Origin of the sequence: Blautia sp. HCP3S3_C12 (assembly GCF_052064155.1) — a bacterium.
Lineage (GTDB): Bacteria > Bacillota > Clostridia > Lachnospirales > Lachnospiraceae > Blautia_A.
The window spans coordinates 67,864-82,017 of the sequence record NZ_JBQHWC010000005.1; the positions used below are offsets into that span (position 1 = coordinate 67,864).

Consider the following 14,154-nt stretch of genomic DNA (forward strand, 5'->3'; position numbering starts at 1 on the left):
AATCACATTTCAAAGAACAAGGAGGTATCTTATGAAAAAAATCATCAATGCACCGGAGAATTATGTAGATGACATGCTCAAGGGTATCTATGCAGCCCACTCAGATGAAGTCAAATATACTGCTGATGATCTGCGCTGCTACTGCAGAGCAGAAAAAAAAGACGGTAAGGTAGCAATCATCACAGGCGGAGGTTCTGGTCATCTTCCTCTGTTCCTGGGTTATGTAGGCGATGGATTGATCGATGGCTGTGGCGTAGGCGGCGTTTTTCAGTCTCCTTCCCCAGAGCAGATCTATAACATTGCCAAAGAAGTAGAAGCCGGTGCAGGTGTATTGTATCTGTACGGAAACTATACAGGAGATATTATGACCTTTGATATGGCCACTGATCTCTGCGATATGGACGATATTGAATGTAAAAGCATCGTTGGTGCAGATGATGTAAATTCTCACAAAGACCCTGCCACACGACGCGGCGTAGCAGGAATCTATTTCATGTTCAAAGCCGCAGGCGCACGCGCTGACGAAGGCGGCACTCTGGATGAAGTTCTTGCAGCTGCACAGTTAGCCAAAGATAATACCAGAACTGTAGGTTTTGCCTTAACACCATGTATCATTCCAGAAGTAGGCCACGCCAACTTTGAATTAAAAGAAAATGAAATGGCTATGGGTATGGGAATCCACGGCGAACCCGGTGTATGGAACGGACCTTTAAAAACTTCCCGCGAAATCGCTGAAGAATCTCTCAACACTCTTCTGGGAGACATGCCATTGGCAGAAGGCGAAGAAGTTTCCATATTAATAAACGGGCTGGGAGCTACTTCCATTGAAGAATTATACATTTTATCTAATGATGTTACAGAGATTCTTCATTCCAAGGGAATTAAAATCTACAGAACAATCGTAGGTGAGTACGCTACTTCCATGGAAATGGCAGGTGCTTCTATCTCCATCTGTAAAATGAATGATGAAATGAAGAAATATATGGATCACCCTGTAAAAACTCCATTTATCTGTCAGAAATAATAAATATAAGGGGGAACAAAAATGGACAAAATCCTTTTCGAACAGATTCCCGACTTATTTACCAGTGTAGGAAATCTGTTTATAGAGAAAAAAGAAGAATTATGCGAAATGGATGCTCGTCTTGGTGATGGGGATCTGGGACTTACCATGAGCAAAGGCTACGGTTCACTTCCGGATATCATGCGCACAGAAGCAGAAGGCGCTGCCGGAGATATTGGTAAGCTTCTGATGAAATCCGGTATGAAGATGTCATCTTTGGTTCCTTCCACAATGGGCTTTCTTATGTCAACCGGCATTATGGAAGGCGGAAAAGCCTTAAAAGGAAAAAACGAAATAGATGCCTCTGGCCTTGCCGCTTATCTTACAGGATTTGCAGCCGGTGTACAGAAACGAGGCAAATGTGAGCCAGGTCAGCGCACGATCTACGATTCCATTCTCCCCGCAGCACAGGCTGCGGAAAAAGCTGCAAAAGAAGGCTGCTCTTTACAGGATGTTATCACCCATGCATTAGCTGCTGCCAAAGCGGGAGTCGATGCCACCAAAGACATGGTGCCGGTCTTCGGAAAAGCTGCTGTTCATGCCGCACAATGTGTAGGAGTTGAAGATCAGGGAGCTGTGGCTGGTTATTACAAAATCTTAGGATTAAGTAAATACATATGTGAATAATTTTCAAAGACAGCCGCAGTCCCATAACAAGGGTTGAGGCTGTCTTATTTTTCCAAAAGAAAGGAGGAATTTTTTTGCTTGCAATTTCACGTCAAAACCTTATCAAAGAGCTTTTACAGGAAAACAAAAGCGTGACTATCGCAGATCTGGCAGTGCGTATGAACGTAACCCGGGAAACCATCCGGCGTGATCTGCGTGCCATGGAAAAAGAGCATGAGCTGATCCGCACCCACGGAGGAGCCTATATTCTGGACGGCGTCCAGAATGATCTGGATATTTCCACCAGACAGGTTTTAAAAATCGAGGAAAAGAAGGCCATTGCTTTGAAATGTGATGCACTGATCCAGACAGGAGAAATTATTTATCTGGACAACTCTACCACAGCCTGGTTTATTGCCAACAAAATATCAAACAGGAAACTTACGGTTGTTACCAATTCACTTGAAATAGCCAATATCCTTTCCACCTCCCAGACCATCCATCTGTTTCTCATCGGCGGGGAATATTCCCAGAGAACAAAAAGCTTCGAGGGCAGCAGTGCCCAACGCAGTCTAAGGCAATATTTTTTCGATAAAGCTTTCATTTCCTGCCGAAGCGTAAACATGGAATCCGGGATCACCGATACCAGTGACAATTCTGCAGTCCTTCATCAGCTGGCCCTTTCCCACGCCAAGCAAAAATATCTTGTGGTCGATCACTCCAAGCTGGATAATATTTCCTTCTCAAGCGTTTCCCCTCTTACAGATCTGAACGGTATTATTATGGATACTGAATTTTCTCCTGAGTGGAAACAATATCTGGACACACACAATATCCGTTATTACTGACCTGATACAAGTAAGTCCCCTGCTTCAATTGCAAAGAGCAATAAGCGGGGGACTTATTTGATTCGATTAGAAAGGGGAGCGGAATATTTTCCGCCCCCTTTCATAATACACTTATTTTTTATCTACATATTTCTCAACCGGTTTGATACCCATCTTCTCGAAGGATTCTTTAAAAGGTTCATATGCAATACCTTTTTCTGTGATAATACCTGTAACCAGACTGTGGTCTGTTACATCAAAAGCAGGATTTACAACTCCCACTCCCTCAGGAGCCATACGTTCCTTATACCACATTTCCGTAACTTCCTCTGCTTTTCGCTGTTCGATATGAATTTCATCTCCGGACTCCAGAGTCATATCAATGGTAGAGGATGGTGCACATACATAAAACGGAACTCCATAATGTTTTGCAATGATGGCAACGCCGCTGGTACCAATCTTATTTGCAAAATCTCCATTGGCGGCCACACGGTCACAGCCAACAAAAACAATCCCTACTTTTCCGCCCTTCATCGTATAGGATGCCATATTATCGCACTGCACATATGTGTCAATGCCTGCAGCCTGCATTTCATAAGCGCTTAACCTGGCTCCCTGTAAAAGCGGACGGGTTTCATCACAGTAAACATGAAGATCTTTCTTCGGATCCCATCCATGTTCCAGGGCAATATACATCGGAGCCAGGGCTGTTCCATATTTCGCTGTAGCCAGTGTACCTGCATTACAGTGAGTCATAATGCCCACGCCTTTTCCCAGTTTCTCAAGAAGCTCAAAACCATAAGTACCAATATTTCGGCTGATCTGGATATCTTCTTCTCTGATTGCATCTGCTTCCTTCATCAGGCGGATCTTCAGATCCGGAATATTCATATGGTCTTTCTCTGTAAGCATTACATTATGCATACGATTGAGGGCCCAGGAAAGATTTACAGCTGTAGGTCTGGATGAGTTAATGTATTCCATCATCTCAGTACATTCTTTTACAAATTTGTCTTTATCCTCTGTTTCAATCTGATCAGCCAGAACATAATATGCATATGCTCCTGTAACGCCAATAGCCGGTGCTCCTCTTACTCTCAGTGAATAAATAGCTTCCCAGATATCCCCTGCCTTGGAAATGCTGAGGTATTTACACTCGTTCGGAAGCAGTGTCTGATCCAGGATCACAATTTCTTTTTTGTTTTCCGCAAGTTTCACGGTATCCAGATTAAGTGCATTTTCCATAACATCCGTCTCCTTTATCAAATATTCTTTTATGCATCAACCTTTGCAATCGCATCCTTCAGAGTACCAAGGAAGCATTTGCCACACTTTTTATCGCCTCTGTTTTTAATAAAGTCAACCGCTGCGGTAATACAGATTTTCTCTGCACGTGCCCGTTTTGCTTCATCTTCAATACTGGTAATATCCTTTACATTTGCCATACCAACAATACGGCGGATCAGCTCCAGTCCTGTTACAGCAGAAGTATCTTCAATGATGGTAGCCATATAATACTTCCTGTACAGTTCATTCTTGCACATGGTGTCTGTCACATGTTCTTCATAGTATTTTTCCATTTTCGCTTTTGTCATATTAACAACATCTACCAGAACGTTCTCTACCCAATTGCAGAATTCTTCTGCACCGGCAGCATCCCCATTGGCCCATGCAAAGATCATATTCGCGATCACATTACCAATATCATATCCCATAGGTCCGTAGAAGCAGAACTCAGGGTCAAATACCTTTGTGCTTTCTTCATTAATAAATACAGAACCTGTATGTAAATCTCCATGGATCAGTGACTGTGCCCTTGTCATAAAATCCATTTTCAGTTTTGCCACTTCACAGTGAAGCTCCTGGTCATCATAAAGAGTTTCTTTTACAAACTCAGCAATAGGAGGAAATACATGATTACGTTTCAGCTCATCATTATATGGTTCTGTATACACCAGCGCTTCTGTAATATCGCATAATTCCGGATTAATAAATTTACGCTGTAGTTCTTTTTTCTCCTGATGGTCCATCACAACATCTGTAGTTCCCATCAGAACCTGTGCCATAAAAGTAGAGATCTGATCTGCAAATTTCGGGAAAATCTTATGTTCCAGCATTGCTGTACGCATAATCTCATGATCGCTGAGATCTTCCATACCGCAGGCACTCATAACTGTATCATAGAAATAAATCTCCGGTACATATCCAGGTGCAAGTTTTCCTTCAAGAACAAGAATCTCTGATTCAATTCTGTTTCTGTCAGTATCCAGCTTCATATCAGAGGAAATACGGGCTTCCATCCCTGCCTGTTTGATAATCACGCTGTGTCCTTTTCCATCTGTTACTTTAAATACATAGTTAAGATTTCCATCTCCGATTTCCTTGCATTCCATGCTGTCTACATCCCAGCTTATCTGAGGAACCTTAACTTTTGCATATTCAATTGCATCGTCCGTTTTCATAAGAAAATAAGAATCAAATTTTGACATGATCTTTTCCTCCATCATTTATCCCATTATCTGTTATAAACTATCAATCTTCTTTTACAGTGATATATGCTGCAACCAGTGCCAGGCAGAGAACTGCACCCTTAACTGCCGGAAGTACGTAGTATACAACGCCGCACATTGTAAGTCCGTTTTCCAGTGTAGAAATAAGGAGAGCACCTACAACTGTTCCCAGAGCATTTGGTCTTTCAGCTCCACCTACGGAACGTCCGATAAATACTGCTGCCAGTGAGCTCATCAGATAGCTGTCACAGCTGTTGATCTGAGCTGCTGAGTTACGGGAAGTAACAACGATACCTGCAACTGCAATAAATACTGCCGCGAACATACCTGCCATAAATCTGTATTTCTTAACATTGATACCGGAAAGCTTTGCCGCTGTTTTATTTCCGCCCATAGCATATAAGTAGCGGCCATGTTTTGTTCTCTCCAGAAGTACCCAGCATACAACTACACAAAGAATCATAATAATAATGATATATGGAGATTTTCCGATATTCATAGAAGCGGTAGTCCATCCTTTTCGGAGTGGAGAATTATCTCCGCCATGTAATGCTCCGAACCATTTCGGTGCACTCAGGCCGGCAGATACAGCACTTCCGCCTGTAAACGCAAGACCAAGTCCTGCATGTACGAACTGCAGTGCACAGGTTGCCAGCATGTCCGGAATCTTACATACCAGTATTAAGAACATTGTCAACAGATACATTACCATTGTAAACACAATAGTAAGAACAATAGCCAGCCACAAGGGAGCGCCAAACCACAGAAACAGTGCTGCAAAAACATAGGCACTGAAGGTACCCAGCGTACCGGCTGACATATCAAATCCATCCGGTGCCATAGATACAGTTGCTGCAAGAGCAAAAATTGTAACTACTGACATGGCACGGAGAATATTCATCAGGTTATTCACTGAAAAAAATGCCGTGCCCTTAATTGTTGTAAAGATAATAACTGAAACCACAAGCACAATTACCGCTGCCCAGCTCAGCAATCCTTTTCCAATCGTTTTCATCTTTGAATTCTGAACCATATTATTTTCCTCCCAATACATTGATGCCTGGTATCATTTCTGATATCAGCCTGCAAATTTCTCCTCTGAACCAGTTGCATAATGCATGATCTCGTCTTCGGTAGTTTTTGCAGTTTCCAGCTCTGCCATAATCTTTCCGTCAAACATAACATACATACGGTCAGTAATTGACAGCAGCTCTGAATTTTCACATGTAGCATAGATGACACAGTTGCCTTCCTTTGCGATCTGATTGATCAGATGGAAAATTTCCTGCTTGGCACCAACGTCTACACCTTTTGTCGGTTCATCAAATATATATACATCGCAGTCTGCAGCCAGCCATTTGGCAACTGCAACCTTCTGCTGATTTCCTCCCGAAAGATATGCAACCCTCTGTTTTATCGAAGGGGTCTTAATGCTAAGGCTCTGCACATACTCTTTCGCCTTTTGAGCCGTCTTGCGGTCATTTACAAAAGACAGGGTGCAGAAATCTCCAAGACATGCTGCCGAAATGTTAAAGGTTACAGTTTCTGCAACAAGTACTCCCTCCTTACGCCTTTCTTCCGGCACCAGGGCAATTCGGTTCTTTACTGCATCAGACGGATTTTTGATCTTTAGTTCTTTACCATTCAGAGTAATGGTACCTCCTGATTTGCGATATGCACCGAAGATTGTTTTACACAATTCTGTTTTACCTGCCCCCACCAGGCCTGCAAGTCCAACAATCTCTCCTTTTCTTACATACATGGAAACATCCTTCACACGACCTTCATGCTCATTCAGATGCTCCACAACAAAGGATTTTTCTCCAATCTCACAGATTTCTTTTGGAAAGTTTTCTTCAAAAGAACGTCCCAGCATTTTATCTACAATTTCTTTTGAAGTTGTCTGTGATGTGATAGGAGTGGTATCCACGATCTGTCCGTTTCGCATAACCGTGTAGGAATCACAGATCTGAAGAACCTCCTGGATACGATGTGTAATAAAGATAATCGCAATGTTTTCTGTTTCTCTCAAATGTCTTACAACACGGAACAGTTCCTCTGTTTCCGTATCTGATAATGGTGCTGTAGGCTCATCCAGAATCAGGAAATTACATGAATTCTGAACCGCACGTGCTATCAGGACCATCTGCTTTTGCGCCAGCGTTAATGTGCCGCACCATCTACGCACATCAATGTCAATATTAAGGCGGGCCAAAGCCTCTTTTGCATCTTTTCTTATTTTTCCGTAGTTGACAAACTGTTTGTGTCCCATGTTCATGACCATATCATTAAACATTACATTCTCAGCAACTGATAATGTGGGAACCAACGCCATATCAACTTCCTGATATACAATCTGGATGCCAAGTTTCTTCGCGGCAGCCGGATTTCTCAATTCCACCACATTTCCATTATATAAAACATCTCCTGTGTAATCAGGATTTGAACCTGCCAGAACTTTCATCAATGTTGATTTTCCAGCTCCATTTGCTCCCATAACCGCGTGGATCATACCTGTATGAATCTCAAAATCAACATTTGACAATGCTTTTACACCAGGAAATTCTATGGAAACATTTCGTGTTCCAAGTGTGATTTTATCCATATATTCCCTCTTTTCCGTAATTCTTTTCCGTCGCAGATAATCCAGTACGGAAAAAGTGGCGCCGGAGCCTTGAACCCCGACGCCTCACTTTACTTAGATATTTTCACTAACAAGTACCGCCTTACAAAAGGATCAGTGTCCAAGTGCTTCTACCATCCAATCGCAGGTAGGCATCCAAGAAGTATCGGAATAATCTTCTCCAGCAACTTCTGCCAGGTTTTCAATATTTATGCCGTCCTTAGAAGTAACCATTTCCTGGGTAACAATAACTGAAGGAATTTCCATCCAAGCTCCCGGATCTGCATAATAGCAGGAAGCCGCTTCAATATCCTCATACTGATCTGCCATTTCAAGTGCTAATACACGACATGCAAATTCTCCATTGGATGTCCAGTTTGTAGTAGCGCAGGCTTTCCAGTTTTTACCTTCCTGCATGAACTGAATATCTTCATTACAGATATCTACGGATACCATTGGGATATCGGAATCAGCTTCACGAAGAGCCTGGTATACGCCCTGTGCATATGCATCATAGCAGCACCAGATACCATCAATATCGCCTTCGCCATATTTCTGTAAAGTAGCAGCAGTTACATCACGCATAGATGAAGTAGCATTCTGATCATCAATCGGTGCGATTCTCTCAACTGTTTTAATCTTTCCATCTGTTTCAAATGGTTCATAACCTACCTGACGACGGTCAAATGGGCTGTTATATCCGGCACCCTGCTGAACCTGAAGAATATTTACAGGCTCGCCTGCCTCTGTTTTGTCAGGATACATATCAAGGATAGCCTGAACCAGAGATTCTGCAAATCCTGCATCCTGCTGGAAGAACTGTGTAACACCATCAATCTTGGCTGTCTCACCATTTGCATCTTTAAATGGTGTATCGAATGTAACGATCTTCAGATCCGGATACTGTTCCAGAATTCCTGACAGGAAATCATATGCGTATTCCTGACCACCATGGGAAACCATCAATCCATCATAACCACCCTGCGCGCACTGTTCAATTGTACTCTTCCATGTATCCGCATTATCATTGCAGAAGAAAGTGCTTGCTTCCATTCCAAGCTTCTCTGCTGTTGCGGTAAATGAATCCGACCACATCTGGAAGATTGTTGCAGATGACATATACATAATGTATGCAATCTTTTTACCTTTTAACGGTGACTCTGTGGTGCTTTCTGTTGCTGTGTCAGCCGCTGCATCATCTGCTGCATATACCGGAACTGCTGCAGCCACCATTGTTGCTGCAAGTAACGCTGCGATTATTTTTTTCTTCATGGATATTCCTCCTTTTTTGGATAATTTGACGAAGCGTTTTTGTTTTTGTGAGTTTATATTAACATATATAAACAATTTTGTAAACCTAATAATGTGTTATTTTGTTCGTTTTTTTGTTTTTCAGTACATTTTGACAATTGCATCAACCATATTTTGAACAATTTTCATGTTTCAATTCTGCTTTTTATGTAAAAGAATCACAAAATCCTATTTAGCTTGTGCATAATTACTAACAGTAATTAGTAATTTTGACTAATAACTTTTGAATTGTTAAGTTTTTTTCAATCTTTTTGCCACAAAAAACAGCAGTTATCTGCACAGATAACTGCTGTTTTGGCATGAATGTTGTTTTTTGCCCGTTTTTGTTGTATTCTTTAAAATCCAGGCTAAACCCTCAAATATAAATGGATATTTCCTTCAAAGGCATCCTTTTTGTAATATTGTGCAGGCATAAAATGCGGTTTCCGTTGTTGCGATCACAGCATATGCCTCTTTTGCTTCTTTGTAAAAATCTTTTCTTGAAATCATCCCGCAGGCTTCTTCACCTCTTGGATCATATTTTGCCACAATTTGTTTAAATTCATCCCAAACCGGACATTTAAGCTCAGCATGACGAGGCTCTTTATCCATAATCAACACCGGCTTGTCCACAAAATCATCCAATGGCATCAACGTAAGAATGGCATCCATAAGATCTGTGGCTTTTAATCCATCGCAACGTACCAGTATACTGTTTTTTGCCATAGATGCTGCTGCAAAATTAGCATCTCCTATGACCAGCTTGTCTCCATGTCCCATTTCAGCCAGAACCTTCAAAAGCTCAGGCGAGAGAATTGGTGGTATGTACCTTAACATAAATTCACGTCCTCCTTTTTTGTTTCATAGGACTATTTTACGTCTCTCTTTATTTTCAGTCAATTGCCAGTATTGCCGATTTTTTATTTCTCTTTTTTGGTATTTTGCCATTTTTGATTGACAGACTTCAGAAACTGTTCTCCATATTTCGCATATTTATGTTCCCCTACCCCTGAAACGCTCAGCATTTCTTCTTTATTTTGAGGCTTGATCATGCACATATGTACCAGTGTTTTATCTGAAAAGACAATATAAGGAGGCACTTTTTCTTTTCTTGCAATTTCCATGCGAAGCTGACGCAGTTTTTGAAAAAGAGGTTCATCCTCCTCCTGCAAAATGCCTGAAGCTTTAGACTTATTGTTTTCTTTGGATTCCTTTTTCTTAATTTTTTTCGGCTCTTCCTTTGCCATTTTCATAGTCAGAATATATTTTTCATTCAAAAGCAATTCCGAACGGTCTGTAAGCTTCACCAATGTATATTCATCATTGGAAAGCCTGATGTATTCTTTTTCCAGAAGGAAATTAAAAATCTGTCTCAGCCTGTATATGGGGATTTCTCTGCATTTTCCATAACAACTATTCTCCTCCATATGGTACTGGCGGATTTTTGCTGTGTTAGCACCGCGCAATGTATCCAGGATCACATTTACTCCATATCGCTGTCTGCACTCATCCACACATCTGACAATACTACATGCTTCTGCAGACACATCTACTTCTTCAAATTCCGTAAGACAGTTCTGGCAATTTCCGCAATAATTAGAACCATACTCTCCAAAGTATCTCAGAATATATTCTCTGAGACATTCATGGGTAAAACAGTAAAATGTCATTTTCTTCAGCCGTTCCTCATCCCGCTCCTGCACAATAGCTCTGGTTACAGGATCCAGTTCCTGATTTTCCTGATTATTTTCAATAAAAAAGCGATTGGTGATCACATCCTGCCCACTGTAAAGCAATATGCATCTGGCCGGTTCTCCATCACGCCCTGCACGTCCTGCTTCTTGATAATAGCTTTCCATATTTTTAGGCATGTTATAATGAAGCACATACCGGACATCAGACTTATCAATTCCCATTCCAAATGCATTGGTGGCAACCATAATCTGGCAACGGTCATAAATAAAATCATCCTGATTGTTCCGTCTTTCTTCATCAGAAAGCCCTGCGTGATATCTGGTTGCAGAATATCCCTCCTGAATCAGCTTCTGGCACACTTCTTCCACAAGCTTCCTGGAAATACAGTATATGATTCCACTTTCTGTCCTGTGTTCTGATACATAATCCCTTATAAATTCATATTTATCCCTGGGTGTTTGCACAGAAAAAAACAAATTCTGCCTGTCAAATCCCGTAGTGGTCACAAAAGGCTCCTGAAGCTGAAGGATATCAATAATATCCTCTTTAACCTCCTGTGTGGCAGTAGCTGTAAAGGCACTTACAACCGGACGGTTAGGAAGCCTTTCTATAAATTCCATGATTTTCAGATAGCTGGGGCGAAAATCCTGTCCCCATTGAGACACACAGTGAGCTTCATCCACTGCAATCATGGAAATCTTTACATGAAGGGCAAAATCCAGAAATTCTTCATTAAGCAATCTCTCCGGAGCTACATAGATAATAGGGTATCTTCCTGCTTTCGCAAACCTGAGCACTGTATAATACTGCATTTCACTCAATGAACTGTTAAGAAATGCAGCCAGTATTCCAGCCTGATTTAAGGCACTTACCTGATCTTTCATAAGAGAAATCAAAGGAGAAATCACCAAAGTGATTCCTCCCATCATTAGCGCCGGAATTTGATAACACAGGGATTTTCCTGCCCCTGTAGGCATAATACCCACAACATCCCTTCCGGAAAGAATGGCATCAATCACCTCTTCCTGTCCTTCTCTGAATGTATCGTATCCAAAATATTTTTTCAGTATTTGATTTTTTGTCAAAATTTTCAAATCCTTTCCAGCCAGTAACTGCAGGGTCATTGCAGCCACACAAGTTTCTCACAGTTTCTACATTATGTCACCCAAAACAGTCAATCCATATTCTGCCAGACTGTGATCTTCTTCTGAGGTACCACCGCTGATTCCCAGGCCGCCTATGATGGTATTACCACATTTTAACGGCACTCCACCTCCAAATATTGCAATCTTTCCGCTTTCAAGTGTATCCACTCCATAAAATGTACCACCCGGCCCGGCAAGCTCACCCAGTTCTCTGGTAGACATTTTTACGGCTACTGAGGTATATGCTTTCTTTACAGCTACATCATAGCTTACCAGATAAGCACCATCCATTACATGAACTGCAATTGGATTTCCCTCAGGTCCACAGATTGCGATCACAGAATTCATGCCCCGGCGTATGGATTCCTCTTCAATTTTTTCAATCAGCGCCTTGGCTTTTTTGAGAGTTATTCTGGACTGGATCCCCATCTGTGCCAGCACTTCACGGACAACTTTTTCATCAATCCCATTGCTTATCTCTGAAATTGTATTCTGCGTTTTCACTTTCTGTTTTTCCACATCCTGCTTTTTTATATTTTGTTTCTCCACATTTTGATCCTCTGTCAGTCCCAGGGCATCGGATAACTCCACATATTTCGCAAGAAGGGATAAATAGTCTGATAATCTGTTCAGATATTTCTTGCTTTCCGTATCTGCTCCAAATTTCACAGCAACCTGTGCCAGACACCGTTCCGTTCTTCTGGCTACCGCCCGGGTTACGTTTATTTCTGCTGCAGTCCTGTTCTGCCCGGATACTTTTTTTCCAGCCTGCTGTCCGCATAATTCTTCCAGTCTATCCGTCTCTTTCTCAAGATTGTCAACAATCTCCTCATTGACTTTAAAATCTCTGCTGTATGGGTCCTCTACTCCCGCTGCGATCAGATCCAGATTATCCTGTATACTACTCAGCATTTTTACCGTTTCTTCCCATTTCAGCATACACTTTACCAGCCCAATATGACTGTTCAGCTCATCAATTGCTCCTACAAGCTGGATACGGTCATCCGACTTGGAGACGTTTTTGGTACGGGCCATATCTGTAATTCCCTTATCTCCCCGTTTTGTATATATGCTCATATTTTTCATCTCCTGTAATGTGCAGAATGTTTCCGATTAACTGAGTTTCTGATTTCAGCGGCAATAAATTACCTTTTTCAAGAGCCCGGCACAATGTCCGGGCCCAAAGGGCTTTCAGCAAGCCCTATAAACTGGTCAAAATAACCACAGTTTTTTATAAATCCTAATGATATCTTCTTTGGCTGGTACTCTGGGGTTATTGGCTGTGCAGGCATCTGCCAGTGCAGCATCTGCCATCTTATCAATCGCTCCAAAGTATGCATCTGGTGTAATCGTTCCCAGTTCCTGAATGGTCAGCGGAATGTTCATCTCTTTCTGCATAAACTGAATCCAGTTTACCAGGGAGCGCACTGTCATAACCTTATTATAGTTACTGAGTCCAAGGATATGGGCTACATTGGCATATCTCTTCACTGCCGGAAGATATTCTATCTGGCTTTTACTATGTTTATTAATATCAGAGTTGAATTCAACAATATGAGGAAGAAGCATAGCATTCGCTCTTCCATGCGGAATATGAAACATAGCTCCCAGCTGGTGTGCCATACTGTGAGTAATTCCAAGTCCTGCTGTATTAAAAGACAATCCGGCCAGACAGGATGCTACATGCATTTTTTTACGGGCATGCATGTCACTGCCATCCAGATAGGCACGTAGCAGGAATACTCCACAGATTTCAATTGCTTTCTCTGCAAGAGCAGAAGAAAACTCATTATGCGCTGTACTGACATAGGATTCCAGCGCATGGGTAAATACATCCATACCTGTATCAGCTGTGATAGCCGGCGGTACACTTTTCACAAGCTCAGCATCCAGGATCGCCTCATCTGCAGTCAGACTGTCAGCAATCAACGGATATTTCACATGTGCCTCTGTATCGTTTACAACAGCAAAAGATGTAACCTCAGATCCGGTACCGCTGGTAGTAGGAACGGCAATCAGACCTACTTTTCCATAATTATTGATCTTCAGGGCAAACTCACGGATTGCTTTGGAAGAATCAATGGCAGAACCGCCTCCAACTGCAACAACTGCCTCAGGCTGATACTGAAGGAACTTTTTTACGCCTTCTGCAATCTTATTCAGTGGTGCATCCGGCACCACATCACAAAAAATATCATATTCAATTCCTGCACTGCTTAACGGTGCGGTAATAAGATTCACCATTCCGCTTTGTACTACAAATGGATCGGTAATGATCAAAACCCTTTTATATGGGATTTCTTTCAGTCTGTCCAGGGCATTATCGCCAAAATGGATGGCTGTTTTCATTTCGAACGTACTGAAGTTATTCATTTATAATGCTCCTTTTCCGTTA

12 protein-coding genes are annotated in these 14,154 nt (G+C 41.8%); 3 read left to right on the forward strand and 9 right to left on the reverse strand.

Annotated elements, in window-relative coordinates:
- Nucleotides 1-31: 31 nt before the first annotated feature.
- The 3 genes from ACTNDS_RS06630 (at nt 32) to ACTNDS_RS06640 (ending at nt 2,517) form a co-directional block, all read left to right on the forward strand.
- Nucleotides 32-1,024, forward strand: a complete 993-nt coding sequence (locus ACTNDS_RS06630) for a dihydroxyacetone kinase subunit DhaK (RefSeq protein ID WP_303241885.1) — start codon at nt 32-34, stop codon at nt 1,022-1,024.
- A 21-nt stretch (nt 1,025-1,045) separates the two neighbouring features.
- On the forward strand, nt 1,046-1,690 hold the full coding sequence (locus ACTNDS_RS06635) for a dihydroxyacetone kinase family protein (RefSeq protein ID WP_441034584.1): 645 nt from the start codon (nt 1,046-1,048) through the stop codon (nt 1,688-1,690).
- A 74-nt stretch (nt 1,691-1,764) separates the two neighbouring features.
- Complete coding sequence (locus ACTNDS_RS06640) at nt 1,765-2,517, forward strand: DeoR/GlpR family DNA-binding transcription regulator (protein WP_303241883.1); 753 nt, start codon at nt 1,765-1,767, stop codon at nt 2,515-2,517.
- Between the two features lie 111 nt (nt 2,518-2,628).
- On the opposite strand, the gene mtnA is transcribed toward ACTNDS_RS06640, so the two are convergent.
- From mtnA to ACTNDS_RS06685, 9 genes are all read right to left on the reverse strand, one after another.
- The gene (gene mtnA, locus ACTNDS_RS06645) at nt 2,629-3,741 is read right to left on the reverse strand and encodes an S-methyl-5-thioribose-1-phosphate isomerase (RefSeq protein WP_441034586.1); all 1,113 of its coding nucleotides are present in this window, start codon (nt 3,739-3,741) and stop codon (nt 2,629-2,631) included.
- A gap of 29 nt (nt 3,742-3,770) precedes the next feature.
- Entirely contained in the window at nt 3,771-4,985 is a 1,215-nt protein-coding gene (gene mtnK / locus ACTNDS_RS06650) for an S-methyl-5-thioribose kinase (RefSeq protein ID WP_441034588.1), read from the reverse strand.
- A 43-nt stretch (nt 4,986-5,028) separates the two neighbouring features.
- Nucleotides 5,029-6,039 (reverse strand): ABC transporter permease, encoded by a 1,011-nt coding sequence (locus ACTNDS_RS06655; protein WP_186994687.1) that lies wholly within the window; start codon nt 6,037-6,039, stop codon nt 5,029-5,031.
- A 45-nt stretch (nt 6,040-6,084) separates the two neighbouring features.
- Nucleotides 6,085-7,611, reverse strand: a complete 1,527-nt coding sequence (locus ACTNDS_RS06660; protein WP_303241879.1) for a sugar ABC transporter ATP-binding protein — start codon at nt 7,609-7,611, stop codon at nt 6,085-6,087.
- A gap of 132 nt (nt 7,612-7,743) precedes the next feature.
- Nucleotides 7,744-8,901 carry a substrate-binding domain-containing protein gene (locus ACTNDS_RS06665; RefSeq protein ID WP_173742194.1) on the reverse strand — a complete coding sequence of 386 codons (1,158 nt, stop codon included), beginning with the start codon at nt 8,899-8,901 and terminating at the stop codon, nt 7,744-7,746.
- 417 nt (nt 8,902-9,318) lie between these two features.
- A complete protein-coding gene (locus tag ACTNDS_RS06670) occupies nt 9,319-9,756 on the reverse strand; it encodes an RbsD/FucU family protein (RefSeq protein ID WP_173742195.1) in 438 nt (145 codons plus the stop codon).
- Nucleotides 9,757-9,839: 83 nt separating this feature from the next.
- Entirely contained in the window at nt 9,840-11,699 is a 1,860-nt protein-coding gene (gene recQ / locus ACTNDS_RS06675) for a DNA helicase RecQ (RefSeq protein WP_441034591.1), read from the reverse strand.
- A gap of 66 nt (nt 11,700-11,765) precedes the next feature.
- Nucleotides 11,766-12,836 (reverse strand): cob(I)yrinic acid a,c-diamide adenosyltransferase, encoded by a 1,071-nt coding sequence (locus ACTNDS_RS06680; protein ID WP_441034593.1) that lies wholly within the window; start codon nt 12,834-12,836, stop codon nt 11,766-11,768.
- 135 nt (nt 12,837-12,971) lie between these two features.
- Nucleotides 12,972-14,132 (reverse strand): 1-propanol dehydrogenase PduQ, encoded by a 1,161-nt coding sequence (locus ACTNDS_RS06685; RefSeq protein ID WP_441034595.1) that lies wholly within the window; start codon nt 14,130-14,132, stop codon nt 12,972-12,974.
- Nucleotides 14,133-14,154 lie beyond the last annotated feature (22 nt).

Excerpts from the sequence above, each read along its gene's own strand:
- mtnK (WP_441034588.1), bottom strand. The coding sequence starts at position 4,985 with ATGTCAAAATTTGATTCTTATTTTCTTATGAAAACGGACGATGCAATT.
- ACTNDS_RS06665 (WP_173742194.1), bottom strand. The coding sequence starts at position 8,901 with ATGAAGAAAAAAATAATCGCAGCGTTACTTGCAGCAACAATGGTGGCT.
- ACTNDS_RS06685 (WP_441034595.1), bottom strand. The coding sequence starts at position 14,132 with ATGAATAACTTCAGTACGTTCGAAATGAAAACAGCCATCCATTTTGGC.
- ACTNDS_RS06670 (WP_173742195.1), bottom strand. The coding sequence starts at position 9,756 with ATGTTAAGGTACATACCACCAATTCTCTCGCCTGAGCTTTTGAAGGTT.
- ACTNDS_RS06680 (WP_441034593.1), bottom strand. The coding sequence starts at position 12,836 with ATGAGCATATATACAAAACGGGGAGATAAGGGAATTACAGATATGGCC.
- ACTNDS_RS06635 (WP_441034584.1), top strand. The coding sequence starts at position 1,046 with ATGGACAAAATCCTTTTCGAACAGATTCCCGACTTATTTACCAGTGTA.
- ACTNDS_RS06655 (WP_186994687.1), bottom strand. The coding sequence starts at position 6,039 with ATGGTTCAGAATTCAAAGATGAAAACGATTGGAAAAGGATTGCTGAGC.
- ACTNDS_RS06660 (WP_303241879.1), bottom strand. The coding sequence starts at position 7,611 with ATGGATAAAATCACACTTGGAACACGAAATGTTTCCATAGAATTTCCT.
- mtnA (WP_441034586.1), bottom strand. The coding sequence starts at position 3,741 with ATGGAAAATGCACTTAATCTGGATACCGTGAAACTTGCGGAAAACAAA.
- ACTNDS_RS06630 (WP_303241885.1), top strand. The coding sequence starts at position 32 with ATGAAAAAAATCATCAATGCACCGGAGAATTATGTAGATGACATGCTC.